This is a genomic window from Caulobacter sp. Root1472, assembly GCF_001426985.1.
GTDB classification, from domain to species: domain Bacteria; phylum Pseudomonadota; class Alphaproteobacteria; order Caulobacterales; family Caulobacteraceae; genus Caulobacter; species Caulobacter rhizosphaerae.
In genome coordinates, this window is record NZ_LMFX01000013.1 from 12,255 (window position 1) to 35,170 (window position 22,916).

Consider the following 22,916-nt stretch of genomic DNA (forward strand, 5'->3'; position numbering starts at 1 on the left):
GCGGCGGTGGCCTAGTGGCCGCCGGAGCCTTCGTAGACCCCCGGGGCCAGCTGCTCGTCCTCGTCGTGGCCGGCGGCGGTCGAGGCCACGAAGCGGCGGTCGCAATAGGGGCAGTCGACGAAGCCGGCCGCGCCCATCTCCAGCCAGACGCGCGGATGGCCCAGGGCGCCGCCGACGCCGTCGCAGGCGATGCGGTGGGAGCGGACCATCACGGTTTCCGGGGCGGGACCAGCGCCGACGTCGACGACCGTGGGCTCCATGGCGGTGGGAGCGGTGGACTTGGCCTTGCGCGCCATGTTCGTGAAACCCTTGAAAATCAGACGCGGCCTTGGCGTGGCGGCGATGCAGGCATACCTATGCGACCCATCGCGCCGTCGTCAATTGAAGGCGCGCCCCTTCGTTTCCCAATACCGCTGCAAAGCGGCGCATCTGGACGCTCCATGGACCTGCCCGCCTACGCGATCGAAGCCGAAGGCCTGTTCAAGACCTATCCCGCCACCAAGACCGCGCCGGAAAAGCGGGCCCTGAACGGCATCGACCTGAAGGTGCCGCGCGGCTCGATCTTCGGGCTGCTGGGGCCGAACGGCGCGGGCAAGTCGACCTTCATCAACATCCTGGCCGGCCTGACCCGCAAGAGCTCGGGCAAGGTGCGGATCTGGGGCCGCGACATCGACGAGCGGCCGCGCGACGCCCGCGCCGCCATCGGCGTGGTGCCCCAGGAGCTGGCCGCCGACGTGTTCTTCACCCCGCGCGAGTCGCTGGAGGTGCAGGCCGGCTTCTACGGCGTGCCCAAGAACGAGCGCCGCACCGACGAGCTGCTCAACGCCCTGGGCCTGGGCGACAAGGCCAACGCCTATGTCCGCCAGCTATCGGGCGGCATGAAGCGCCGGCTGATGGTGGCCAAGGCCATGGTCCACCAGCCGCCGGTGCTGATCCTCGACGAGCCCACCGCCGGGGTCGACGTCGAGCTGCGCCGCCAGCTCTGGCAATATGTGACCGGCCTCAACCAGCTGGGCGTGACCATCGTCCTGACCACCCACTATCTGGAAGAGGCCCAGGAGCTGTGCGACCAGATCGCCATCGTCAACCGCGGCGAAGTGGTGGTCTGCGAGCCGACCGGAACCCTGCTGCGCCGGATGGACAGCCGCAACGTGGTGGTCACGCCCGAAGAGCCCGTCACCGTCGCCCCGCTGCTGCCGGGTTTCGAGACCCGGCTGCGCGGGGCCGGGGCCTTCTCGGTCTCGTACCGCACCGGCCAGTCCAGCGTCGAACAGGTGCTGGCGGCGGTCCGCGCCGAGGGGCTGAAGATCAAGGACATCGCCACCGAGGACCCGGACCTGGAGGACGTGTTCGTGTCGCTGACCTACGGCGATCCTAACGCGAAGGACCCGCTGAAGACCTGAACTTGCCTAAAAGGCCCTCCCCCTGTGGGGGAGGCGGCCCGAATGGGCCGGTGGGGGGATAGGGCAGGCGGTGGATCACTCCCCCCTCCGTCGGCTTCGCCGACACCTCCCCCACAGGGGGAGGAATTAAGGCAGCGCCTTGACGAACGCCCGGACCACCGTCGCCGAGTTCTCGGCCGCGAACTTCAGGAACACCGGGAACTGGTTGCCGGCCGGATCGCCGCCGGCCAGGTCCGACAGGCTGCGGAAGGCGATGAACGGCGTGCGGTTGACATAGGCCACCTGGGCGACGGCGGCGCTTTCCATGTCCAGCACCCGGGCCCCGAACACATCGTGGGCGTATTGCCGGAAGGCGGCGTTGTCGACGAATACCGGCTCCGAGCCGCCCACCCCGCCGACCACCACCTTGGGCGGCTTGGCCAGGCACTGGTCGGCGGCGCAGCGCTTCAAGGTCAGGCCCGCGACGCTGCGGCGGGCCAGGTCCAGCAGGGCCGGATCGACCGGAAAGTCCTTCAAGTCCTCGGGCTTGCCGTCGTCGCGGGCCACGGTCACGGCGCGCGGATACATCATGCCGAAGTTCGTCCGGCCGTCGGTCAGGCCCGGCGTCGGGGCGAAGCCGCCGGGAACCTCGCGGGCATAGGCCATCTCCGACGACTGCACCCAGCGCTCGGGGGCGACCACGTCGCCGACCTCCAGGGCCGGGTCGGCCCCGCCGGCCACGCCCGAAAAGACGATCCGCTCGATCCTGAACCGGTCCAGGGCCCCCTGGGTGGTCATGGCGGCGTTGACCATGCTGATCCCGCTGAGGAACAGCACCACCGGCTTGCCCTCCAGGATCCCGGTGACAAACCGGGTCCCGGCGGCGGCGTATTCGCGCTTGTCGACCGTCGCCGCCTCCAGGGCCGCCAGTTCCGGCGGGAACGCGCTGATCACCGCCGTGCGCGGGGCGGGATCCAGAGGCTCGGCGGCGTGGGCGGAAAGGGGCGCGCTGGCCAGCAGCAGGGTCAGGAGGAGGCGCATGGCGGCTTTCGGGGCGGCTTCGGGTGAAGGCGATTCGCCGGCCACCCTAGCCGCCGCGCTGGCCAGGAGGCGAGGCCTCCCGCGCCGCCGAGCCAAGGATCGGGCGCCGACGCCTCGCGGGCGGGCAGCGCAGGGCGGGGCAGACCATCCCGACGATCCCCGATTGCGTCGCGGGCCGCATCGGTGGAGGTTCACCGCCGGATTTCAGGTGGGGCTTGTATGCGTAATTTGTGGTTTCGGATCGTCCTGGCGCTGACGCTCGCCCTGGGCCTCGGCCTCGCCGGCGCCCAGGCGGCGTCCCCGTCCGGCAAGCGCCTGCCGGTCAAGGTGGTGATCGTCACCACCTTCGAGATCGGGGCCGACACCGGCGACATGGCCGGCGAGTTCCAGCCCTGGGTCGAGGGCTGGCCGCTGAAGCACGAGATCGCCATCCCCGGCGTCCGTCACGTGGCCCGCTATTCCGACGACGGCGTGCTGGCCATCGTCAGCGACATGCGCGGCCGGACGCGGGAAAGCGTGGCGGCCCTGATCCTGTCGGACCAGTTCGACCTGACCCAGGCCTACTGGATCGTCAGCGGCATCGCCGGCGTCGACCCCGCCGTCGCCTCGGTCGGCAGCGCCGCCTGGGCCCGCTACGTGGTCGACGCCGACCCGATCTACGAGCTCGACGAGCGCGACATGCCGGCCGACTGGCCCCACGGCCTCTATTCCAACGACGCCGAACGCCCCAATGTGAAGGGCAAGGCCGAGGGCTCCAGCGCCATGGTCTGGACCCTGGACAAGGGCCTGGTCGACTGGGCCTACGGCCTGACCCGCGAGGTCGGCCTGCCCGACTCTCCGGGCCTGCAGGCCCTGCGCGCGCCGTATGTCGGCGATCCCGAGGGCCAGAAGCCGCCGTTCGTGCTGCAGGGCGACGCCCTGGGCACGGTGCGCTTCTGGCACGGCGCGCATCGCACCCAGTGGGCCCACGACTGGGTGAAGCTCTGGACCGACGGAGCCGGAACCTTCACCATGACCGACTGCGAAGACCAGGGGATCCTCGACGTGCTCGACGCCCACGCCGCGTCCGGAAGGATCGACCGTCGCCGGGTGCTGGTGCTGCGCACCGGCAGCAACTATTCGCGCGGTCCGCTGGGCCAGGCCAGCCTGCCGCACGTGTTCCACGGCGAAGGCCTGAAGGCCGGGTTCGACGCCACCTTCCTCGTCGGCGGCGTGGTCGCCCGCGAGCTCGTCGGCCACTGGGACCGCTACGCGACCACCCTTCCCACCGCCACCCCGACCGGCCGGAGCCGCTAAGCCATGCTCGAACGCCTCTTCGGCCTCAAGGCCCAGGGAACCAACGTCCGCACCGAGGTGCTGGCCGGCGTCACCACCTTCATGACCATGGCCTATATCGTGGTGGTCAATCCGGCGATCCTGGGCGAGGCCGGCATGCCGGTGGCCGCCGTGGCCGCCGCCACCTGCCTGGCGGCCGGCTTCGGCTCGATCCTGATGGGGCTGATCGCCAACTACCCGCTGGCCCTCGCCCCGGGCATGGGGCTGAACGCCTATTTCACCTACACCGTGGTCAAGGGCATGGGCGTGCCGTGGGAGACCGCCCTGGGCTGCGTGTTCCTGTCGGGCGTGGCCTTCCTGGTCCTGACCCTGGTCGGGGTGCGCCAGATGATCGTCGCGGCCATCCCCAAGCCGCTGTTCTCGGCGGTCGCCGCCGGGGTGGGGCTGTTCATCGCGTTCATCGGCCTGAAGGAGGCGGGGATCATCGTCGCCAGCCCGGCCACCACCGTGGCCTTGGGCGACCTGACCACCCCCACCGCGGCCGTCGCGATCCTGGGCCTGGTCCTGATCGCCGTGCTGCAGGCCTGGCGGGTCAAGGGGGCGATCCTGATCGGCATCCTGCTGGCCGCCGCCGCCGGCTGGGCCCTGGGCTTGGCCAAGATCGCGCCGGGGACCTCCAGCCTCGCCGACCTGACCGCCACGGCCTTCAAGCTGGACGTGGCGGGCGCGTTCCACCTGAAAGGCGGCATGGCCTTGGCCATGCTGGAGATCATCTTCGTCTTCCTGTTCGTCGACCTGTTCGACAATGTCGGCACGCTGGTGGCGGTGACCAAGAAGGCCGGCCTGCAGGCGCCGGACGGCTCGATCCCGCGGCTCAACCGCATCCTGCTGGCCGACTCGGCGGCGACCATGGCCGGCGCCGTGGCCGGGATCTCGACCGTGACCAGCTATATCGAAAGCGCGGCGGGGGTGACGGCGGGCGGCCGCACCGGCCTGACCGCGGTGGTCGTGGGCCTGCTGTTCCTGGTCACCCTGTTCTTCGCGCCCCTGGTTCAGGCGATTCCGGCGGCCGCCACCGCCCCGGCCCTGATCCTGGTGGGGGCCCTGATGGTCGGCTCGCTGGTCGACGTCGACTGGGCCGATCCGACGGTGGCGATCCCGGCCTTCCTGACCCTGATCACCATTCCCCTGACCTTCTCGATCGCCAACGGCCTGGCGTTCGGCATCACCAGCTACGCGGTCCTGCGCTTGCTGACCGGCAAGATCGGGAAGAGTGACTGGCTGCTGCTGGTCCTGGCGGCGCTGTTCGTGGTCCGCTTCGTCTATCTGGCGAAAGGCTGACCTCCGCCCGCAAAGACCCGTTTGCGCCGACGCGGCCTTTCGGCTAAGACCGCGCTTCCGCAAGGCGGAAGCACCCGTAGCTCAGCTGGATAGAGCGTTGCCCTCCGAAGGCAAAGGTCACACGTTCGAATCGTGTCGGGTGCGCCAAAAACTTCTTTAAAAACAACTACTTACCCAATATCGCTTTATGGCGGGTGGGCGTGTACGGAAAACGTACGGAACGCGTTTTTTCAACCCTAAACTCCTTCAGGCAGCAAAAGCCTGCTGTTGAGATCGCGGTGCCCCGCTTCAGCTCCACCGAATCCTGCGGCCGATAGTCTCCCAGCGGCGCTACGTCGGCAGATGCTCGCATTAGAGCGCCGACCAACTCGCGCCATGTGTGGACGGCTCCCGGTTGGCAAGGATGATCTGACATTCTGCGAGGCTTGGTCGGTGCGGCCATGTGTTCGACCTGTTGGTGCGGTACGCATGACCGCTGGCCATAATGCCTTCCGCGAAGATGGGTCCCTACCAGCGGAGAGCAGTGCCCGCGCCCCGCGCGCGCATCCGGCGCGTTTGATCCGGCAGTGAGCTCAGCACGGCCCTGGGGCTTGCCGTCGCCCTGATTAGGCGAGACATGACGGCATGAGCCGTCCCTCTCCGTCATCTGGCAAGCCTCCCGTCGCCCACACCGCCATCGTCGGCGACGTCGCATCGATGTGGTCGAAGCTTTGCTGGAACGTCGACCAATTCCGCGACATCCAGGTTTCATACCCTGACGAGCGTGAGCCGCTGGCCTATGCAGCGATCGACGCCTGCATCGCCGCGGCCAGCCTGAAGGATTGGATGCGCAGGGCGCTGCCGCGCGCCGAGCTTGGAGACGCGTTCAACACTGAGTTCGCCGCCGCCATTCCGCTTCAGGCGATGTGCGAGGCCATAGCCAATACCGCCAAACACTCCTCCCACTCCGATGGTCAATGGGGCGGCAGCGTTTCCCTGGACTGGGAGGAAGGTGACGAGTCCGCGCCGGAAGGCTATGTGCTGCGCTATCGCGGTCCGGATGGACAGCCGGCGGGGGTCTACGACCTGGCCGCCAACCACTTCAACCAGCTGCTCGGCGACTGGTGGGCCTTTCTGCTCTCGCGCGGCCTGGTCACAGCGGACCAACGCACCCCCGCCTGGATGCAGCGTAAGCTTCGCAGGATTTTTCCACCGCTCATCGAATAGATCGGCGCGCTGCCGTCGTTCACGCCCCCCCCCTGCCCAGACGACGGCTAGGTCCGTTCCGACGACGGCGCGGCGCCGTAAGCGGAACTTGCGCCCACTCCAAATTCTGGACCTCAGAGGGGGGGGGCGAGTCCGCCCACTCAACCTACACTTGGCGACCGCATGCATTGCCCGGATGAGCCATGGTTGTTACCGTCGAGCTAGAATGTGCGAGACTCTAAGTGGAGGACGGGGCGGCGGTGACGAATTTGGCGATCCGCCTGCAGGAGCTGGATGACGTCGAGCTCGAGGAGTTTGTGGAGCTCTGGGCCGAGCAGCGCCAGAAAGCCTACGTAGAAGTGCTGCGTATCGGCGGTGCCCACGACAAGGCCCGTGATGTAATCGGATTTCGCTCGCCGTCCCGTCACGAGGGTGACTGGGATCTCTATCAGTGCAAGCGCAAGACCTTGCGCTCTAAGCTTGGCAAATCCGAAGCGCTCGTGGAATTGGCCAAGATGGTCTTTCACCACGTGGACGGGGCCTACGCCACGCTACCGGTCAATTTCTACTTCGTGTCTCCCCGGGGAGTGGTGGGCACACTTCTGGACCTGTTCACACACCCAAGTCGCTTGAAGCAAGCACTTCTCGACGAATGGGACGCGGTTTGCAGCACGAAGATCGTCCAGGGGAAGGCCATAGACCTGAGCGCCGAGATTAAGGCAACCATTTCTGGATATGACTTCGCCCGCGTAAGCCACTTTACCGCGCCCGGCATTGTTAAGGATCCCGCCGCCAAGGCCGCGCTGGTTCAGATTCTAAAAGAGCTGCCCGGGGAAGCGCCTGGCGGAGTCGCCCCTGTGCAGGTGGCGGGGGAAGAGCGAGAATACCTGGACCAGCTGCGGGTCGTCTACGAGCAAGCGTCGGGGCAGGCGTTCTCAAGCATTGACGCGGTCCTGGGAGATGCGCGCTACCGCGATCATTTGCGCGATCAGCGCACGCGGTACTTCGAAGCCGAAGCCTTCAAGCGCTTTCACCGGGACAACACCGACAAGCAGCTAGTGGTGCAGTTCGAGAACGATATTTATCACGGGGTGGTCGACGTTCACCGAGAGCCGTGCACCCTATATATCGAGCGGCTCACCTCTGTCATGAAGCATGCCAGTAACCTCAACGCCGCCATAGTCGGCCGCGCCGTGCGTATCCCGGTCAAGCAGGGGATCTGTCACCACCTAGCCAATGAAGGGCGGCTCAAATGGACGAGCTGAGCCCGCGAACGTCGGACCTGTTCAATTCGCCGCTCGAAGCGGGCATCCGGGCGGTGACCGTCCTAGAAAAACTCCGTCCGGTCGAAATGGATCTCGCAGAAATGGTCCTGCTCGACCACGTCGTGGTTCACTCCGCCGACCTGAATGGGCCGCCGAGCCTTCATCCAGATGTGCCAGGTCGCAAAGGCGAGCTGTTGGTTCGGCGTCGCCTGATCGAGTCCAGTCTCGAGCTGATGCGCCGGTTTCACTTGGTGGATTTGAAGGTGTCGGATGCAGGCTTGTCCTATCGCGCGTCCGACGAGGCCGCAGGCTACGTCGAACTTCTGGAGAGCGACTATTCGGAGCGGTTGAAGAGCTGCGCCAATTGGATCGCCGAACAGATCCGATCCAAGGGCAAGGGCGCCTTCCTCACCGAGGTTCGCGCCGCGCTTGGGGACTGGGGCGCGGCGTTCATCGCGTCCGACGACCGGCGAAGGCCTGCCCAATGACTCGCCGCATTATCCTGCGGCGCATGACCTTCACCGGCCCCGGCGTCGCACCAATCGGCGTCCCGCTGGTCGACGGCCTCAACGTGGTCTGGGGTGCCTCTAACACGGGCAAGTCTTTTCTAGTCAAAGCGCTCGACTTTATGACTGGCGCGGGCCCTGAGCGTCTGCCGCCGATCGCCGAGCGAGATTCCTACGACCGCGCCTGGCTGGATCTTGAGCTGCCAGGATCGGGTCAGGTGCAGGTCATGCGAGCCCTGCAAGGCGGTGATTTCGCACTTCGCCAAGGATGGGGCGACCCGGACCCGTCCCGTCCCGTCGCCCAGTTGCTCCACGGCGAACATCGCGGCGCCAACAGCTGGTCGGCAACCCTGCTCGAAGCGATCGGGCTCCGACCCGACCACAAGATTGCGAAGACCCTAGCCGGCGAGAAGAGCACCTTCTCGTTCCGATTCTTTGCGTGATCCTCCCTCGTTTCAGTGGACACCCATGCTAGCTTTTCGGAGCTGGAGAGGAGTGTCTGATGAGCGTGAAGCGTCGGGTCTTTCCGGAGACCTTCAAACGAGAAGCGGTTGACCGTGTCGCCAGCAGCGGCCTTTCGGCCGGTGCGGTGGCCCGGGAGTTGGGGCTGCACGAGACGGTCCTTCGACGATGGATGATGCAGTACGGGACGCAGGCGACGGGGCCGGCGAGGCGCCCCCACACGCAAGCGCCGGCCCCGTCGCCGTCTGATCTGGCCGCCGAGAACGCCCGCCTGCGCCGTGAGAACGATCACCTGCGGATGGAGCGCGACATCCTAAAAAAAGCCGCGCTCATCTTCGGAGCGGCCTCCCGATGAAGTTCGGGTTCGTCGATGAGCACCGCGGCGTCTGGCCGGTTCGGATGGCCGAACACGCCGTTTGGCGAGGTCCTCCGCGCCTGGACCCCGCGCCAGTAGCTCAGATAGCCCCTGGCCCCCAATCTCGGCGACATTTGCCGGATGTGGATCGGATTGAGGTACTCCAGCGGAGCGCCAAGGTCGCCGGCCCGCCACAGGCAGGACGCCAAGTGCGTGCTGCCGCTGCGTGGGGTGCTGGCGATCATGTAGCATGACCTTGGCGGGGCCGAGGTCGGCGCAAAATCGAAATCTGGGCCGTAGAGTTCGTGAAGCTCTGGCATGTCTTGCGTGGAATGTCCGAAGTCGGCGGCCGGTGTCGCGCCGAAGTCCATCGCGCGCGCCGTTTCCTGTCAAATGGATACGACAACCTGAAGTCGCCACGCTCCGGCGGCTCGGACCCCGGGAGTCAAGGCTTGGGTCGCGGAGGCTCGCCAATCGGCGTCACGGGCGCGACACAGCGTACTCGAGCCCCTTTGGGCGTATAGCACTTCGGGGCCTGGGGACAGGCGCCGAAGGCGTCGGCGGCCCGGCATTCGTGGGCCTCAGCGGGATCTTGGCCGCACTCGGCCTGACGGCCAACGCCGTCGACACAAGCCCTGACGAGCGGCTTGGCGGCCTGATCCAAGGCTGGCCGAGCGGTCGCCGCGAACGGCGCCGTCACCAGGAAAAACGTCATCACGGCCACGGCCCGGCGCATTGCATTCTCCCTGAGGTTATCCTTACATACTATCCCAGATTGTGTCGGGAAAGGGCCGGCCTGGCGGCGTGCGAACCGGTGCGACGGTCCTCCTCTCGGTCTTGGCCTTGACCTGGTTTTGCGTGGCGTGGAGCGCACCAATGCAACGACGACCCCAGCGCGGACGGGAAGTTTGGGGGCGCGTCGGGTGAGCGCCCTGGTCCTTGTTCTGGCCCTGGCCATGGGGGCGGAGCCCTCGAGCGCCCGCGTCGAGGTCGAAATCCACCAGAAACGGTTCGAGGCCGGACCGCCACGCTATTCGGTGCCGCTGTCGATCGACGGCGGCGCGCCGATAGAGGCGATGCTCGACACGGGTTCGACAGGCCTGCGCGTGCTGCCGTCGGCCGGGCCCCTGACGGCCAAGGGCGTCCGGCCGGATCGCTACGTCTATCGCAACGGCGTGGTCATGACCGGCGCGATCACGCCCGTTCGGGTGGGGATCGGCGGGCTGCAGGTCAAGGTGGACGTGAGCGCCACCTCCGCGGTCGCCTGCAGCCAGGATCGACCCTCCTGTCCCGCCGCCGCGATCCCGACACAGCAGTATCGTATCGGAGGCTCGACGCCGTCCGACGGCTTTTCGGCGATCCTGGGGGCGGGGCTACGCGCCGGCGAGGCGGAAAACCCCTTGGCCCATCTGGGGGAGCAGGCGTGGATCGTGCTGCTGCCCAAGCCGGGGGACGCTGCGCCCGGCAAGCTCATTCTCAACCCGACACCAGCCGAACGGGCCCGATTCACGCTCTTCTCCCTGACCCGGGATACTCGTCGTCGCGGTGATTTTTGGGCGGACAATACGGTTCCCACCTGCCTGTCGCGCGACGGCGCGGGGGCGCCCCTGTGCGCGCCGACCCTCCTGGACAGCGGGGCGGCGGGCCTCAACTACATCTCCCGATCCGCGCCGGCCTTCGATGATTGGCCGACCGACACAAGTGTGAACCTGAGGTTCGGGCCGCCGGGGAGCACGGCGATGAGCCAGTCATTCGTTCTCGGACGCGGGCCGGCCCGCCTGAATTTCTCGACGCCGCCGGCCAGCTTGCCCTGGGAAGGCCTGAACGCCGGCGTCTTGCCGTTCTATGATTTCGCGGTCCTCTACGACGCCAAGGGCGGCCAGATCGGCCTGGCCCCGAGGGGTGACTTCTCGGCGCCGTGACGGCCGGATGGGCGGGATGTCCGACCGCACTAGCGATGACGAGCATCGATCGTCCCTGTCGCGGTGAAGGCGCTGGCTGGTTCGCGAGACTTTACTATTCGGTGGACGCGGATCGTCGCCGACGGCGGCCGGGTGTTGCGGCTCGGATCAGCGCGCCAAAATTCCTTCGATAGCTCGATGCTACCAAAAGTCGCAATCTGCTCGCGGCTTCCGCTCGCGTGCGGGAAAACCTGACTGTCACAATTGGCCGCTAGGCAGGACGCCGGTCGACGCGAGCGGTTTCCTGTCGTCGCCTCCATGGCGCCGTTCGGCGGCGACGCAGTCTCCAAGCCAGCGGATAACGGATGAGCGCCGCCGACAGGGAAAGAACACGATGGTTCCTGCGAAACGTCCTGCCGCATGAAGCGGCGCTCAGGGGCTGGCTTTCGCGGGCCGCTCCGCCGGGAATCGACGCCGACGACATCATCCAGGAGGCCTATACGATCCTGGCCGAGCTGGAGACCGTGGACGCCATTCGTCATCCGCGCGCCTATCTGTTCCAGGTGGCGCGCTCGGTGATCATGCGGCACGTCCGCCGGGCGCGCATCGTTCCGATCCACACCGTCGACGACCTGGAACGGCTGGAGCAGGCCGAGAACGCGGCCTCGCCCGAGCAGTACGCGATCGACCGCGACGAGTTGCGCCAACTGGCCCACGCGATCGCGGCCATGCCGCTCAAGACCCGAGAGGCTTTCATCCTGCGCCGCGTCCGGGACATGCCCCAGCGCGAGATCGCCGCGCGCATGCAGATATCGGAGAATACGGTCGAGACGCACATTTCCAGAGGCGTCCTCTTCTTGATTGATTGGTTCGGCCGTGGCGGAAACAGGCGGTCCCAAACCTCTAAGACCCTGGAAGCGGAGATCGCCTCGATAGATGGCCGAGCGAGAAACCAGTCGAGACATTGATCAGGCGGCGTCCGACTGGACGGCGCGGCTGGATCGCGGGCCGCTGACCGCCCAAACGGAAGAGGTCTTCCAGGCCTGGCTGCGGGGCGATCCGCGCCGCAAGGGCGCGTTGCTGCGCGCCCGGGCGCTGTCGCTGATGAGCGAGTCCGCCCAGGCGTTGGGGCCCGGCTTCGACCCGGTCGCGTTCGAGGCGCCGGGGCGGCCGGCGCGCTCGCCGCTGTCGCGCCGGCAGGCGCTGGCCTGGGCCGGAGGCGCGGCGGCGGTCGGCGCCCTTAGCGCCCTGGGCGTCGGCGTATCGGCGGCCGGCGCGGTCATCAGCACCGAGCGGGGCGAGATCCGCCTGGCGCCGCTCAAGGACGGATCGACCGTGCTGCTCAACACCCAGACCCGGATCCGGGTTCGGTACAGCCGGGGCGAGCGCCGCGTCACCCTGCTGCGGGGCGAGGCCTACTTCTCGGTGGCCCGCGACGAGCAGCGGCCGTTCGTCGTCGAGGTGGACGGCCGGCGCCTCAGCACGGCGCAGGCGGGATTTCGGGTCCGCAAGCTCGACGCCTATCCGGTCGACGTCCTGGTGAACCAGGGCCGGGTCGATGTCGCAGGCCTGAACCTCACGGCCTTGGCCAGCAGGGTGGCGCTTACGGCCAATACACAGCTGGTCCTCTCCGGTCCGACGGAGCGTCCGCGGCCGGTCGGGCCGGAGGCGGTTACCCGCGAGCTGGCCTGGCGCGACGGCAAGCTGGCGTTCGAAGGCGAATCCCTGAGTCAGGCCGCCGCGGCGTTCGGGCGCTACAGCGACACCCGGATCCAGATCCGCGACCCGGCCCTGGCGCGCGAGCCGGTGACCGGCCTGTTCGCCGCCAACGATCCCGCGGGCTTCAGCCGCGCCATCGCCCGCGTGTTCGACGCCCGAGTCGAACAGGACGGCGACCGAGTCGTGCTGACCCGCGGCGGTCCCCAAGACGGCCGGGCGCATCAAGAAGTTTTTGTTACAAAATAGCGGAAGCCATCGGCTGGCGGCTCTCAACCGCGAACGTCGCGACCTGCGCGGCGATTGGGGGCCGCCAGCCAATGTATTCTCGTCATTCCGTCCTCGCCTGCGGAGCCGCCGTCATCGCGCTCTCGACCGCCGCGCCGGCCCTGGCGCAGGACCGGATCTTCGACATTCCAGCCCAGCCCGCGGTTCGCGCCATTCCCGAACTGGCGCGCCAGGGGCAGGTGCAGATCGTGGCGTCGGCCCGGAATCTCGAGGGTGTCATGACGCCCGCCGTCAAGGGGAGGATGGACGTGCGCACCGCGCTTCGCCGCCTGATCGCCGGCACGCCGCTGCGGATCGACTCCGATGACGGACAGATCATCACCCTGCGGTCGTCCACCCAGGGCGCGACGAACGGCGCGGTCTCCCAGGCGGGGGCCGGCGTGGTGCGCGGCCGTGTTCTCAACACCGCCACCGGCGAGTACGTGCGCAACGCCGAGATCCGCGTCGAAGGCACGACGATCGCCGCCTTCTCCGAGGATGGCGGCGACTTTCGCCTGACCGGCGTCCCGGCCGGCGAGGTCACCGTGGTGGTCAAATATACCGGCCTGCAGGAGGGCCGGGCGATCGTCGTCGTCGCGCCGGGCCAGGCGGCGATCCTGGACGTGGCGCTGAACCCGCTGTCCTACGCCGCCCAGGATGGCGAGGTGGAGGCGATCACGATCGTCGCCCGGCGCGAGGGCCAGGCCAGCGCCATCATGGAGCGCCGCGCCTCGACCAACGCCAAGACCGTCGTCGCCGCGGACAATTTCGGGGCCTTGACCATGGGCGACGTCGGCGAGTTCATGAAGAACATGCCGGGCATCTCGCTGGACTACACCGAGGTGGACGCCACGGCCGTGCGGATCGGCGGCCTGGACCCGAAATACTCGACCTTCACCACCGACGGCGCCCGCATGGCGACGGCGACGTCCAACAACAACAACGGCCGCCAGAACTCGTTCGAACAGATGTCGATCACCGGCGTCGACTCCATCGAGCTGAACAACACGCTGCAGGCCAACATGGACGCCGACTCGCCCGGCGGCGCCATCAACCTGCGCAGCAAGTACGCCTTCCAGCGCAACGGCCGCCTGCTGCGCTTTCAGCTGGGCGGCGTCGCCACCTCGGACTCCGGCCTGTCGCGCAAATACCTGCCGGACGACCGGAAGCACGCCTCGATCTTTCCCTCGGCCCAGCTGGGCTATGCCGACGTCTTCCTGGACGGGCGGCTGGGGATCGCGTTCAACGCCAGCTACAACGCCAATTTCGTCGAGCAGGACCGCATCCAGACCGACTGGTCCTATCTGGCCAACGGCCGGGTCATTCCATATCAGGTCATGTGGCGCCCGGGTCCCAAGCTGACCCACCGCAAGGCCGCCAACCTCAGTGTCGACTACAAGATCACCGACAAGCTGGCCCTGTCCCTGCGCAGCACCTATTCGTTCTACGACGTCGAGTACTTCAACCAGTACACCTATCTGATCTTCGGCACGGCCACGGCCACCCAGGCGACGGCGGACTCCACCCCCACCCACATCGTCGTCAATCCGAACGGGACCAACACCCGCCTGCACACCCAGTACTCGCACCGCTACGCCGGCACGCCGTCATGGCTGTTCGCGCCGAAGCTGGAATATCGCGGCGACACCTGGGAAGCCCTGCTGCGCGGCAGCTATTCCAGCTCGGAATTCAACTTCCGGGACAATTCCAAGGGCTTCTTTCAGCGTACGGACAGTTATCTGACCCGCATCGGCTTCACGCTGGACCGCGCGTCCCAGGACTCCAATGCATGGACCCTGCAGCAGACCGCGGGCCGCTCCTGGAGCGACCCCGCCAGCTTCAACCGCGATGACGATATCAACTTCAACGTTCGCACGTCCGAGTCCGACGCGCAGAACCAGATGTACGGCCTCAACCTCGACCTGAAGAAGAAGCTCGACCTCGGCCCTGTCCAGCTGAAGGTCCTGGCCGGCGCGACCTATCGGACCAATGTCTGGAAGACCAACGAAGGCTCGTACCAGCAGTTCGAGTACAACGGGCCCACCCGCGACCGGACCCAGAAGGCGCCCGAGGCCGTCATTCCGTGGACCCGGAACTACAACTTCCAGATCCAGGGTTTCGACGCCGGCAACCTGAACGCCCAGGATTGGCGCGCCGACAGCAACTACGCCGTCTACGACATCTACCGGGACCACCCCGATTACTTTTTCGCCGACGACTACGGCAACACCAAGCGCACGCTCGACAACAACAAGAAGGTCGGTGAGACGGTCAAGGCCGGCTATTTCGAGATCCAGCCGCGCGTCGGCAAGGCTCAGTTCGACCTCGGCCTGCGCTACGAGAGCACCGAGACCGACGCTCGGGTCGCCGACGTCCGTTCGGACGCCGAGACGAAGGCCGCCGGCTACACGGCCAACACCGTGCCCTTCCTGCTCTACAAGTACCACAACGGGACCTACAAGACCCGCCATGGCGAGTATGACGACTGGTTCCTGAGCGGCGGAGCCAAGTACGACTTCACGAAGAAGCTGGTCGGCCAACTGGCCTTCAGCCAATCGATCCTGCGCCCCGATTACGGCAATCTCGGCGGCGTGGTCGCGGTAGACGACACCAAGCAGGTGGTCACGGTTCCCAATCCACTGCTGAAGCCCGAGCACTCCACCAAGTACTTCGCCAGCCTGCAGTATTTCCTGGAACCCTCGGGGATCATCGGCCTGTCCGCCTACCAGCTGGAGGTGAAGGACATGCAGGTGACCGGCTACGAGTTCGCCGATCCAACGCAAGTCGGCTACAGCCCCGATGACTATCCCGGCTACACCTACCGCAGCGCCACGAACCTGCCGGGCGTCAGCATCAATCGGGGCGTGACGCTGGAATACGACCAGCAGCTGACCTTCCTGCCCGGCGCGCTGCGGGGCCTGGGGCTGCGCGGCTCGATCACCACGATCGACCCCGACGGCGAGCGGGTGAACATGCCCAAGGCGGCGGCCAACTGGGGCCTGCGCTACAGCTACGGCAAGTTCGACGTCCAGCTGACCGGCAACGCCCAGGGCAAGTATCGCACCAGCGCCTTGAGCAACACGCCGTCGACCTCGCCCAACGGCATCCTCTACCACGCCGCCCGCGAGCTCTGGAACGTCAGCGCCAGCTACAAGATCAACAGGAACTTCGAGGTGATGCTGGCTGGACGCAACATCTTCAACGCGCCCGATGTCATCTATTCCAACGTCCGCGACCGGGTGCAGCAGTACAGCATCTACGGCTCAATGTGGAACATCGGCGTCAAGGGCTCCTTCTAGGTTTGAACGCCGGTCCCGCGGCCTCCCCCTGCCGCGGGACCCGGCCGGCCGCGCGCGCCCAGGAGCGCGACGCGCGCGGCCATTCCCCTCCAAATCCATCGTGGAGACCGTCATGGTCCTGAACATCGATCGTCGCGGCGTCGTCCTGGGCGCCGGCCTTGGACTGGGCGCGCTGCTGCTGCCCGCCGGCCGGGCGCTGGCCGCCGACCTCGTCGGCGCCAAGGGGTTCACGCACAGCGTGGCCAGCGGCGAGCCGGGCCCCGACTCCATGCTGCTGTGGACGCGCTATGCGCCCGCGACCGGCGACGGCGTAGTCAGTTTGGAGGTCGAGGTGGCGCTCGACCCGGGCTTTACCAGGGTGGTCGCGGGCGGCGTGGTGCGCACCGGCGCCTATCGCGACTGGACCGCCAAGGTCACGGTCGATGGGCTGAAACCCGGAACCGTTCACTGGTACCGGTTCGTGGCGCCCGACGGCGGCAAGTCGCCGGTCGGCCGCACCAAGACCCTGCCCGTCGGCGACGTCGCCCGCTTCGGCCTGGGCGTCTTCTCCTGCTCCAACCTGCCGGTCGGGCTGTTCAACGCCTATGGCCACGCCGCCGCCCGCCCCGACCTGGACCTGTGGCTGCACACCGGCGACTACATCTACGAAAACGGCCCCGCTTCCATCCATGAAGGCGACTGGGCCGCCGGACGATCGCTGCAGCCGGCCAACGAGATCCTGACCATCGCCGACTACCGCCTGCGCTACGCCGGCTATCGCGCCGACCCCGATCTCCAGCGGCTGCACCAGATGGCGCCGATGGTCGCCTTCTGGGACGACCACGAATCGGCCAACGACAGCTGGGAAGGGGGGGCGCAGAACCACCAGCCGGCGACCGAGGGCGACTGGAACGTCCGCCGCGCCGCGGCGATGCAGGTCTATCGCGAGTGGATGCCGGTGTCGGACGAGCCGTGGAAGGCTTATCCGATCGGCACGCTGGCCACGCTCTACCGCACCGAATCGCGGCTTCTCGGCCGCACCCAGCCGGCCGACATCGGGGCCGCGTTCAAGGCGGAAGATCCCGACGCCGCGCTGAAGGCGTTCCGAGACGGCGTCTGGCGCGACCCGTCGGCGACCATGCTGGGCTCGACCCAGGAGAGTTGGCTCGCACATCAGCTGAAGACCAACGCCCGCGCCACGGCCTGGCAGATGGTCGGCATGGGCACCATCCTCGGACGGACGGTGATGCCGCAGGACGCGCTCGGCTGGCTGCGGCCCGAGGTCAGCGAGCGCAAGGTCAACGGCTACCGGAACAACATCCGCGCCGCCAAGCTGGGCCTGCCGATGTGGATGGACCGCTGGGACGGCTATCCGGCGGCGCGCTCGCGGCTGCTGCAGGCCGCGCAGGCCGCCGACGCCGACCTGGTCATGCTGTCCGGCGACAGCCACAACGCCTGGGCCTATGCGCTCAGCGAGGATGGCCGACCCGCCGGCGTCGAGTTCGCTGGCCACAGCGTCACCTCCAGCGGGGCCGAGGGCGATTTCGGCGCCGATCCCAAGCGGGTCGCCCAGGGCTTCATGGCCGCCAATCCAGAGCTCAAATGGGCCGACACCAGCCAGCGCGGCTACATGATGATCGAGGTGACGCCGCAGCGCCTGACCGGCGAGTGGCTGTTCCTGCGGACGATCAAGGCCCGCGACACCAGCCTGGCGGGCTCGCACCGCATGCACGTCGAACGCGGCCGGAGGGTCTTCGCCGCCTAGGCGGGTCGCGACGACGAGACCTTCCCCGTCCGAGGTCATGCGGTAAGGTGCCCGCCATGAGGGCCCGCGCCCTGCCGCCTTGATGGAGACTGCTCGCATGTGTGACGACGATATCCACCCGGGTCTGGTCCACGATCCCCGCCTGTCGCGTCGGACGTTCGGCCTGGCCGCGGCCGCCCTGGGCGGCTTGGCCGCGACCGCCGCCGGCGCCCAGAGCCCGGTGGTCGAAAAGGACGTCGAGATCAAGACGCCCGACGGCGTGGCCGACGCCGCCCTGTTCTATCCGCAGGGCAAGGGCCGTTGGCCCGCGGTGCTGGTCTGGCCCGACGTGATGAGCCTGCGGCCGGTGTTCCGCGACATGGGCCGGCGCCTGGCCGCCGCCGGCTACGTGGTGCTGGTCCCCAACCTCTATTACCGGGCCAAGAAGGCGCCGGTGATCGAGGGGACGTTCAACTTCGCCAATCCCGATGACCGGGCCAAGCTGACCCCATTGCGCGCGACCGTGACGCCCGAGGGCACGGACCGCGACGCCGTCGCCTATGTCGCCTTCCTCGACGCCCAGCCCCAGACCAACAAGGGCCGCAAGGTCGGCGTGCAGGGCTATTGCATGGGCGGTCCCTTGACCTTCCGCACGGCGGCCGTCGCCCCGGGCCGCATCGCGGCGGTGGCCACCTTCCACGGCGGCGGTCTGGTCACCGACCAGCCGACCAGCCCGCATCTGCTGATCCCCAAGACCCACGCCGAATATCTGATCGCCGTCGCCGACAATGACGACAAGCAGGACCCGACCGTGAAGGACAAGCTGAAGGCCGCCTTCGCCGCGGCCGGACGGCCGGCCAAGGTCGAGGTCTATGCCGGCGCGGCCCACGGCTGGACGGTCAAGGGCGGCCAGGTTTACGACGAGCCCGCCGCCGAGAAGGCCTGGGCCGAGCTGCTGGCGCTGTACAAGAAGGCCCTGGCCTGACGACGATCGGGGAGCGTGGCGGCCCGGGCTACGCTCCCTTTTGTCTGGCGAGGCCCGACCGTGTCGGAAATCGGCCAATCTCGACGGTATTCTGCTAGCGCCGCCGAGGGGCTGGGCTCAGGTTGAGGACCTCAACCCTGGAGCTCGCCATGCAACGCCTCGTCCTTTGGCTGATCGCGGTGTTCGCGTTCGTCGGTGCGGCGCGCGCCGAAATGCCCGCCTTCCCTGCGTCGTTCAGGACCCAGGAGATCGCCGCCAACGACACGACGATCCACGTCCGGGTCGGCGGCCAGGGACCCGCCGTGGTGCTGCTGCACGGCTATGGCGAGACCGGCGACATGTGGGCGCTGCTGGCCGCCGACCTGGCCCGCGACCACACCGTGGTGGTTCCCGACCTGCGTGGCATGGGCCTGTCGGCCCGCGCGGCCGACGGCTACGACAAGAAGACCCAAGCGGGCGACGTGGCCGGGGTGCTGGACGCCCTGAAGATCGGCAAGACCGACGTGGTCGCCCACGACATCGGCAACATGGTCGCCTACAGCTTCGCGGTGCAGAACCAGAAGCGGGTGACGCGCCTGGTGCTGATCGACGCCCCGGTGCCAGGGATCGGCCCCTGGGAGGAAATCCTGAAGAACCCGCTGCTGTGGCACTTCCGGTTCGGCGGGCCCGACATGGAGCGCCTGGTCGCCGGCCGCGAGCGCATCTATCTGGACCGCTTCTGGAACGAGTTCTCGGCCAATCCGGCCAATTTCACCGAAGACGCCCGCGTCCACTACGCCGCGCTCTACGCCCGCCCGGGCGCCATGCACGCCGGCTTCGAGCAGTTCCACGCCTTCGACCAGGACGCCGTCGACGACAAGGCCCTGCTGGTCCAGTACGGCCGGCTGACCATGCCGGTGCTGGCCCTGGGCGGCGAAAAGTCGTTCGGCCCGATGATGGCCACGGTCATGCGCGCGGCGGCTGACAATGTCACCGAGGGCGTGGTGCCGGCCTCGGGTCACTGGATCATGGAGGAGAACCCCAAGGCGACGATCGCCCTGGTCCGCCCGTTCCTGGACAAGCCGCTCTAGATCCCGACGGGTTGTCCGTACGCGCACGAGATCTTGCCTGCTGGCGCACGGGGGCGGACGCGCGCCGCGAAATGCGGCGCCGTCCGCAAGCGTCAGCGGCGCCCCGTCCGCAAACGTGCGACGCCGTCGTGTTTGATTGACCCGTGGCGAGCCGCCGCCTCGCATGGCCTGATCAAACGGGCAACGAGGGGTCACGCATGCCGGTCAGCCGTCGCAGCTTCATTCACGCCGTCGGGGCGGCCGGCGGCTACACCGCCGCTTTCACGGCCATGCAGGCCCTGGGTCTGCTGGCGCCGTCCACGGCGTTCGCCGGCGCGCCGCCCGACCTGGCCAAGGGCGGCGGCGGCAAGGGGGCCAAGGTGATGATCCTGGGGGCCGGGGTATCGGGCATGGCGGCAGCCTGGGAGCTGGGCAAGGCCGGCTACGACTGCACGATCCTGGAAGCTCGGGCCCGCACCGGCGGCCGGGTCTGGACCGTGCGCCGTGGCGACAGGATCGAGATGACCGACGGCTCGCGCCAGGTCTGCGAGTTCGACGAAGGCCAGTACATGAACGCCGGCGCCGCGCGCCTGCCCAGCCATCATCAGATCGTCCTGGGCTATTGCCGCGAGCTGGGGGTGGAGTTGGAGGTCGAGGTCAACACCAGCCGCAGCGCCCTGCTGCTGAACCCCGACGCCAACGGCGGCAAGCCGATCAGGATGCGGACGGCGATCAACGACACCCGCGGCCATGTCTCCGAACTGCTGGCCAAGGCGATCAACACGGGCGCGCTCGACGCCGACCTGACGGCCGACGACAAGCAGCGGATGGTCGCCTTCCTGAAGACCTACGGCGACCTGTCTCCGGACCTCTTCTACAAGGGCTCGCAGCGGGCCGGGCTGAGGATCGAGCCGGGGGCCGGCGACGAGCGGGCTACGCCCTACGACCCGATCAGCCTGAAGGCCCTGCTGGACGAGGACTTGTGGAACGGCGTGCTGTTCGAAGAGACGATCGACATGCAGGCCACCATGTTCCAGCCCAAGGGCGGCATGGACGCCATTCCCCACGCCTTCGCCCAGGCGCTGGGTCCCAAGATCATCAAGCGCCAGTGCGAGGTGCGCCAGATCCGCAAGACGGAGAAGGGCGTCAGGATCGCCTACCGGGACGCGGTGGCCGGCAAGGACCTGGCGATCGAGGCCGACTACTGCATCTCGACCATCCCCTTGCCGGTGCTGGCCAAGATCGACGCCGATTTCAGCCCCGCCTACAAGGCCGCGATCGCCCGCACGCCCTATCGCGACAGCATCAAGATCGCCTGGCAGGCCCCCCGGTTCTGGGAGGGCCCCAAGTACCAGATCTATGGCGGCCTCTCGTTCGTGAAGGGGCCGAGCAACATGGTCTGGTATCCCAGCTACGGCCTGCACACCAAGACGGGGGTGATCCTCGGCGCCTATACCGGCGGGCCGGCGGCCGTCCAGTTGGCCAAGCTGCCGCGGGCCGAGCAGATCGAGCACACCCGCAAGGTCATCGAGGCCATGCACCCCGGTTGCGGCCATCTGCTGGAAAAGCCCCTGCAGGTGCAGTGGGCCGCGGTGCCTCACACGCTCGGCATCGGGGTGGGCTGGGCCAGCGACGACGAGCCGGACTACCGCCTGCTGGGCCAGCCGGACGGGCCGATCCACTTCGCCGGCGAGTATCTCAGCCATGTCGGCGCCTGGCAGGAAGGCGCGATCCGGGCGGCCCATCGGACCATCGTCATGCTCGACGCCCAGCATCGGAAGGGGCAGCCGGTGACCGCCCAGCGGATCATCTGATCCGCAGGCGGACGGTTACCCCTGGCCGGTCTTCATCAGGGCGGCGCGGGAGGGCAGCAGCTGGGCCGTGAACGGCAGCAGGGCCGCCCCGACCGCCGGGCCGTCGGCCGAGGTGGCGGCCCGCTCGACCCGGGCCAGGGCCGGCACGTCGATGATCGCGGCCAGCCTAGCATTGACCGCCGCGACCAGTCGGTCGAGCAGGGCGGTGGGCAGGCGTCCGCCCACATAGATGGCCTCGGGGTTGACCACGCAGCTGATCCCGACGAAAGGCGGGACCAGCAGCCGGGCCGACAGGTCGATCCACGCCTCGACCAGCGCCTGGCCCTCGGCCGACAGGTCGATCAGCTGGTCCGGGCGCTCGACCAGGATCCCGCCCGCCTCGAGATGGGCGTAGAGCGCCGACAGCGACACCACCTCCTGCAGCGAGCGGGCCTTGGTCTCCGGCGAGCTGACCGGCAGGAAGCCGATCTCGCCGCTGCGCCCCTGGGCGCCGCGGAAATAGTCGCCCTCGATCACCAGGCCGCCGCCCAGGCCCGACGAGACCAGGACGTAGAAGAAGCTGGGACGCCGCAGGCCGTGGCCGAACTGCAGCTCGCCCAGGGCGGCGGCGGCGGCGTCGTTCTCGAGGAACACCGGCAGGGGCAGGATCTCGGCCATCAGCTTGCCGATGTCGACCGTGCTCCAGACGCCGTAGTTCTCGGGTCGGTGCGGCAGGTCCACCCGCCCCAGGTCGTCGGGCAGGGCGACGCCGATGCCCGCCAGGCGCGGCGGCTCGCCCTTCCAGCCGGCCAGCATCTTGTGGATCTGGGCCTTGCAGAACTTGGCCACGTCGGCGGGCAGGGGGAATTCGATCTCCTTGCTGGCCCGGGCCCGCACCGCGCCCAACAGGTCCAGCATGACCACGGTGATGTGGTCGCGGTCGATGTTGACGCCGATCGACAGGCAGCCGTCGGGGTTGATCGTCAGGTTCATGGCCGGTTGGCCGCGCGCCCCCTGGACCCGGCCGGCCTCCAGGATCAGGCCGTCGTCCAGCAGGCGCTTGGTGATGTTGGCCACGGCCGGCGGCGTCAGGCCGGTGATCTGGGCCAGGGTCACGCGAGTGATCGGACCGTTGACGCGGATGGCCTGCAGGATGACGCGCTGGTTATGGTCGCCGACCCGCTCGAGATTGGCGCCCGAGAGGCTGGCGCCGGCGGTGCGCTTCCGGTTGGACTTTCGCGAGATTTCCGAGGACGGCATTCGATGACCTTAGACCTAACGCCCTAGTAGCATCGCGATGGGCGCTCGCGATAGCTTCACCGCTATCGACGAATTGTTTAAATTGCTTTCTTTATTCGACGCTGCTGACTA

At 67.9% G+C, this 22,916-nt stretch carries 18 protein-coding genes, 1 tRNA gene and 1 pseudogene; 17 read left to right on the top strand and 3 right to left on the bottom strand.

The features are described 5' to 3' along the window. Window positions 1–11: 11 nt before the first annotated feature. The gene (locus ASD47_RS10900) at window positions 12–296 is read right to left on the bottom strand and encodes a zinc-finger domain-containing protein (RefSeq protein WP_082564574.1); all 285 of its coding nucleotides are present in this window, start codon (window positions 294–296) and stop codon (window positions 12–14) included. A 144-nt stretch (window positions 297–440) separates the two neighbouring features. Between ASD47_RS10900 and ASD47_RS10905 the strand changes: the two genes are divergently transcribed. Next, window positions 441–1,403 carry an ABC transporter ATP-binding protein gene (locus ASD47_RS10905; RefSeq protein ID WP_056755775.1) on the top strand — a complete coding sequence of 321 codons (963 nt, stop codon included), beginning with the start codon at window positions 441–443 and terminating at the stop codon, window positions 1,401–1,403. 126 nt (window positions 1,404–1,529) lie between these two features. Here ASD47_RS10905 and ASD47_RS10910 read toward each other — a convergent pair whose 3' ends face one another. Then, window positions 1,530–2,423 carry a 5'-methylthioadenosine/S-adenosylhomocysteine nucleosidase gene (locus ASD47_RS10910; protein WP_056755778.1) on the bottom strand — a complete coding sequence of 298 codons (894 nt, stop codon included), beginning with the start codon at window positions 2,421–2,423 and terminating at the stop codon, window positions 1,530–1,532. A gap of 219 nt (window positions 2,424–2,642) precedes the next feature. Here ASD47_RS10910 and ASD47_RS10915 point away from each other — a divergent pair, with 219 nt between their 5' ends. The 16 genes and pseudogenes from ASD47_RS10915 (at window position 2,643) to ASD47_RS10990 (ending at window position 21,566) form a co-directional block, all read left to right on the top strand. Then, complete coding sequence (locus ASD47_RS10915) at window positions 2,643–3,719, top strand: purine nucleoside permease (RefSeq protein WP_056755782.1); 1,077 nt, start codon at window positions 2,643–2,645, stop codon at window positions 3,717–3,719. Between the two features lie 3 nt (window positions 3,720–3,722). Continuing rightward, window positions 3,723–5,039 (top strand): NCS2 family permease, encoded by a 1,317-nt coding sequence (locus ASD47_RS10920; RefSeq protein WP_056755785.1) that lies wholly within the window; start codon window positions 3,723–3,725, stop codon window positions 5,037–5,039. Between the two features lie 70 nt (window positions 5,040–5,109). After that, window positions 5,110–5,186: transfer RNA gene (locus ASD47_RS10925), tRNA-Arg, on the top strand. Window positions 5,187–5,663: 477 nt separating this feature from the next. Further along, a complete protein-coding gene (locus ASD47_RS10930; RefSeq protein ID WP_056755788.1) occupies window positions 5,664–6,245 on the top strand; it encodes a hypothetical protein in 582 nt (193 codons plus the stop codon). 221 nt (window positions 6,246–6,466) lie between these two features. Next, complete coding sequence (locus ASD47_RS10935) at window positions 6,467–7,489, top strand: ABC-three component system protein (protein ID WP_056755791.1); 1,023 nt, start codon at window positions 6,467–6,469, stop codon at window positions 7,487–7,489. Continuing rightward, window positions 7,477–7,977, top strand: a complete 501-nt coding sequence (locus tag ASD47_RS10940; protein WP_056755794.1) for an ABC-three component system middle component 2 — start codon at window positions 7,477–7,479, stop codon at window positions 7,975–7,977. The genes ASD47_RS10935 and ASD47_RS10940 overlap by 13 nt, the downstream gene beginning before the upstream one ends. Further along, window positions 7,974–8,438: a hypothetical protein gene (locus tag ASD47_RS10945; protein ID WP_056755797.1), complete on the top strand. Its 465-nt coding sequence runs from the start codon at window positions 7,974–7,976 to the stop codon at window positions 8,436–8,438. Before ASD47_RS10940 ends, ASD47_RS10945 begins: the two co-directional genes overlap by 4 nt. 59 nt (window positions 8,439–8,497) lie before the next feature. Then, window positions 8,498–8,859, top strand: a pseudogene (locus ASD47_RS26110) (transposase); the annotation flags it as partial. A gap of 876 nt (window positions 8,860–9,735) precedes the next feature. Further along, entirely contained in the window at window positions 9,736–10,734 is a 999-nt protein-coding gene (locus ASD47_RS10955; protein WP_056755804.1) for a hypothetical protein, read from the top strand. 344 nt (window positions 10,735–11,078) lie between these two features. Beyond that, complete coding sequence (locus ASD47_RS10960; RefSeq protein ID WP_056755808.1) at window positions 11,079–11,681, top strand: RNA polymerase sigma factor; 603 nt, start codon at window positions 11,079–11,081, stop codon at window positions 11,679–11,681. Further along, on the top strand, window positions 11,650–12,678 hold the full coding sequence (locus tag ASD47_RS10965; RefSeq protein ID WP_056755811.1) for a FecR domain-containing protein: 1,029 nt from the start codon (window positions 11,650–11,652) through the stop codon (window positions 12,676–12,678). The genes ASD47_RS10960 and ASD47_RS10965 overlap by 32 nt, the downstream gene beginning before the upstream one ends. A gap of 71 nt (window positions 12,679–12,749) precedes the next feature. Further along, complete coding sequence (locus ASD47_RS10970) at window positions 12,750–15,995, top strand: TonB-dependent receptor domain-containing protein (RefSeq protein WP_056755816.1); 3,246 nt, start codon at window positions 12,750–12,752, stop codon at window positions 15,993–15,995. A 112-nt stretch (window positions 15,996–16,107) separates the two neighbouring features. Further along, window positions 16,108–17,739 (top strand): alkaline phosphatase, encoded by a 1,632-nt coding sequence (locus ASD47_RS10975; protein WP_056755819.1) that lies wholly within the window; start codon window positions 16,108–16,110, stop codon window positions 17,737–17,739. A 97-nt stretch (window positions 17,740–17,836) separates the two neighbouring features. Beyond that, the gene (locus ASD47_RS10980; protein WP_056755822.1) at window positions 17,837–18,703 is read left to right on the top strand and encodes a dienelactone hydrolase family protein; all 867 of its coding nucleotides are present in this window, start codon (window positions 17,837–17,839) and stop codon (window positions 18,701–18,703) included. A gap of 149 nt (window positions 18,704–18,852) precedes the next feature. Then, entirely contained in the window at window positions 18,853–19,773 is a 921-nt protein-coding gene (locus ASD47_RS10985; protein ID WP_056755825.1) for an alpha/beta fold hydrolase, read from the top strand. A gap of 197 nt (window positions 19,774–19,970) precedes the next feature. Then, a complete protein-coding gene (locus tag ASD47_RS10990; RefSeq protein ID WP_056755828.1) occupies window positions 19,971–21,566 on the top strand; it encodes an FAD-dependent oxidoreductase in 1,596 nt (531 codons plus the stop codon). Between the two features lie 15 nt (window positions 21,567–21,581). Here the strand turns inward: ASD47_RS10990 and ASD47_RS10995 are convergent, their stop codons facing one another. Then, entirely contained in the window at window positions 21,582–22,805 is a 1,224-nt protein-coding gene (locus ASD47_RS10995) for an ROK family transcriptional regulator (RefSeq protein ID WP_056755831.1), read from the bottom strand. Window positions 22,806–22,916: the final 111 nt, after the last annotated feature.

Coding starts and splice junctions, on each gene's coding strand:
- ASD47_RS10900 (WP_082564574.1), bottom strand. CDS start 296: ATGGCGCGCAAGGCCAAGTCCACCGCTCCCACCGCCATGGAGCCCACG.
- ASD47_RS10930 (WP_056755788.1), top strand. CDS start 5,664: ATGAGCCGTCCCTCTCCGTCATCTGGCAAGCCTCCCGTCGCCCACACC.
- ASD47_RS10975 (WP_056755819.1), top strand. CDS start 16,108: ATGGTCCTGAACATCGATCGTCGCGGCGTCGTCCTGGGCGCCGGCCTT.
- ASD47_RS10905 (WP_056755775.1), top strand. CDS start 441: ATGGACCTGCCCGCCTACGCGATCGAAGCCGAAGGCCTGTTCAAGACC.
- ASD47_RS10970 (WP_056755816.1), top strand. CDS start 12,750: ATGTATTCTCGTCATTCCGTCCTCGCCTGCGGAGCCGCCGTCATCGCG.
- ASD47_RS10990 (WP_056755828.1), top strand. CDS start 19,971: ATGCCGGTCAGCCGTCGCAGCTTCATTCACGCCGTCGGGGCGGCCGGC.
- ASD47_RS10940 (WP_056755794.1), top strand. CDS start 7,477: ATGGACGAGCTGAGCCCGCGAACGTCGGACCTGTTCAATTCGCCGCTC.
- ASD47_RS10920 (WP_056755785.1), top strand. CDS start 3,723: ATGCTCGAACGCCTCTTCGGCCTCAAGGCCCAGGGAACCAACGTCCGC.
- ASD47_RS10960 (WP_056755808.1), top strand. CDS start 11,079: ATGAGCGCCGCCGACAGGGAAAGAACACGATGGTTCCTGCGAAACGTC.
- ASD47_RS10980 (WP_056755822.1), top strand. CDS start 17,837: ATGTGTGACGACGATATCCACCCGGGTCTGGTCCACGATCCCCGCCTG.
- ASD47_RS10985 (WP_056755825.1), top strand. CDS start 18,853: ATGCAACGCCTCGTCCTTTGGCTGATCGCGGTGTTCGCGTTCGTCGGT.
- ASD47_RS10945 (WP_056755797.1), top strand. CDS start 7,974: ATGACTCGCCGCATTATCCTGCGGCGCATGACCTTCACCGGCCCCGGC.
- ASD47_RS10910 (WP_056755778.1), bottom strand. CDS start 2,423: ATGCGCCTCCTCCTGACCCTGCTGCTGGCCAGCGCGCCCCTTTCCGCC.
- ASD47_RS10915 (WP_056755782.1), top strand. CDS start 2,643: ATGCGTAATTTGTGGTTTCGGATCGTCCTGGCGCTGACGCTCGCCCTG.
- ASD47_RS10965 (WP_056755811.1), top strand. CDS start 11,650: ATGGCCGAGCGAGAAACCAGTCGAGACATTGATCAGGCGGCGTCCGAC.
- ASD47_RS10995 (WP_056755831.1), bottom strand. CDS start 22,805: ATGCCGTCCTCGGAAATCTCGCGAAAGTCCAACCGGAAGCGCACCGCC.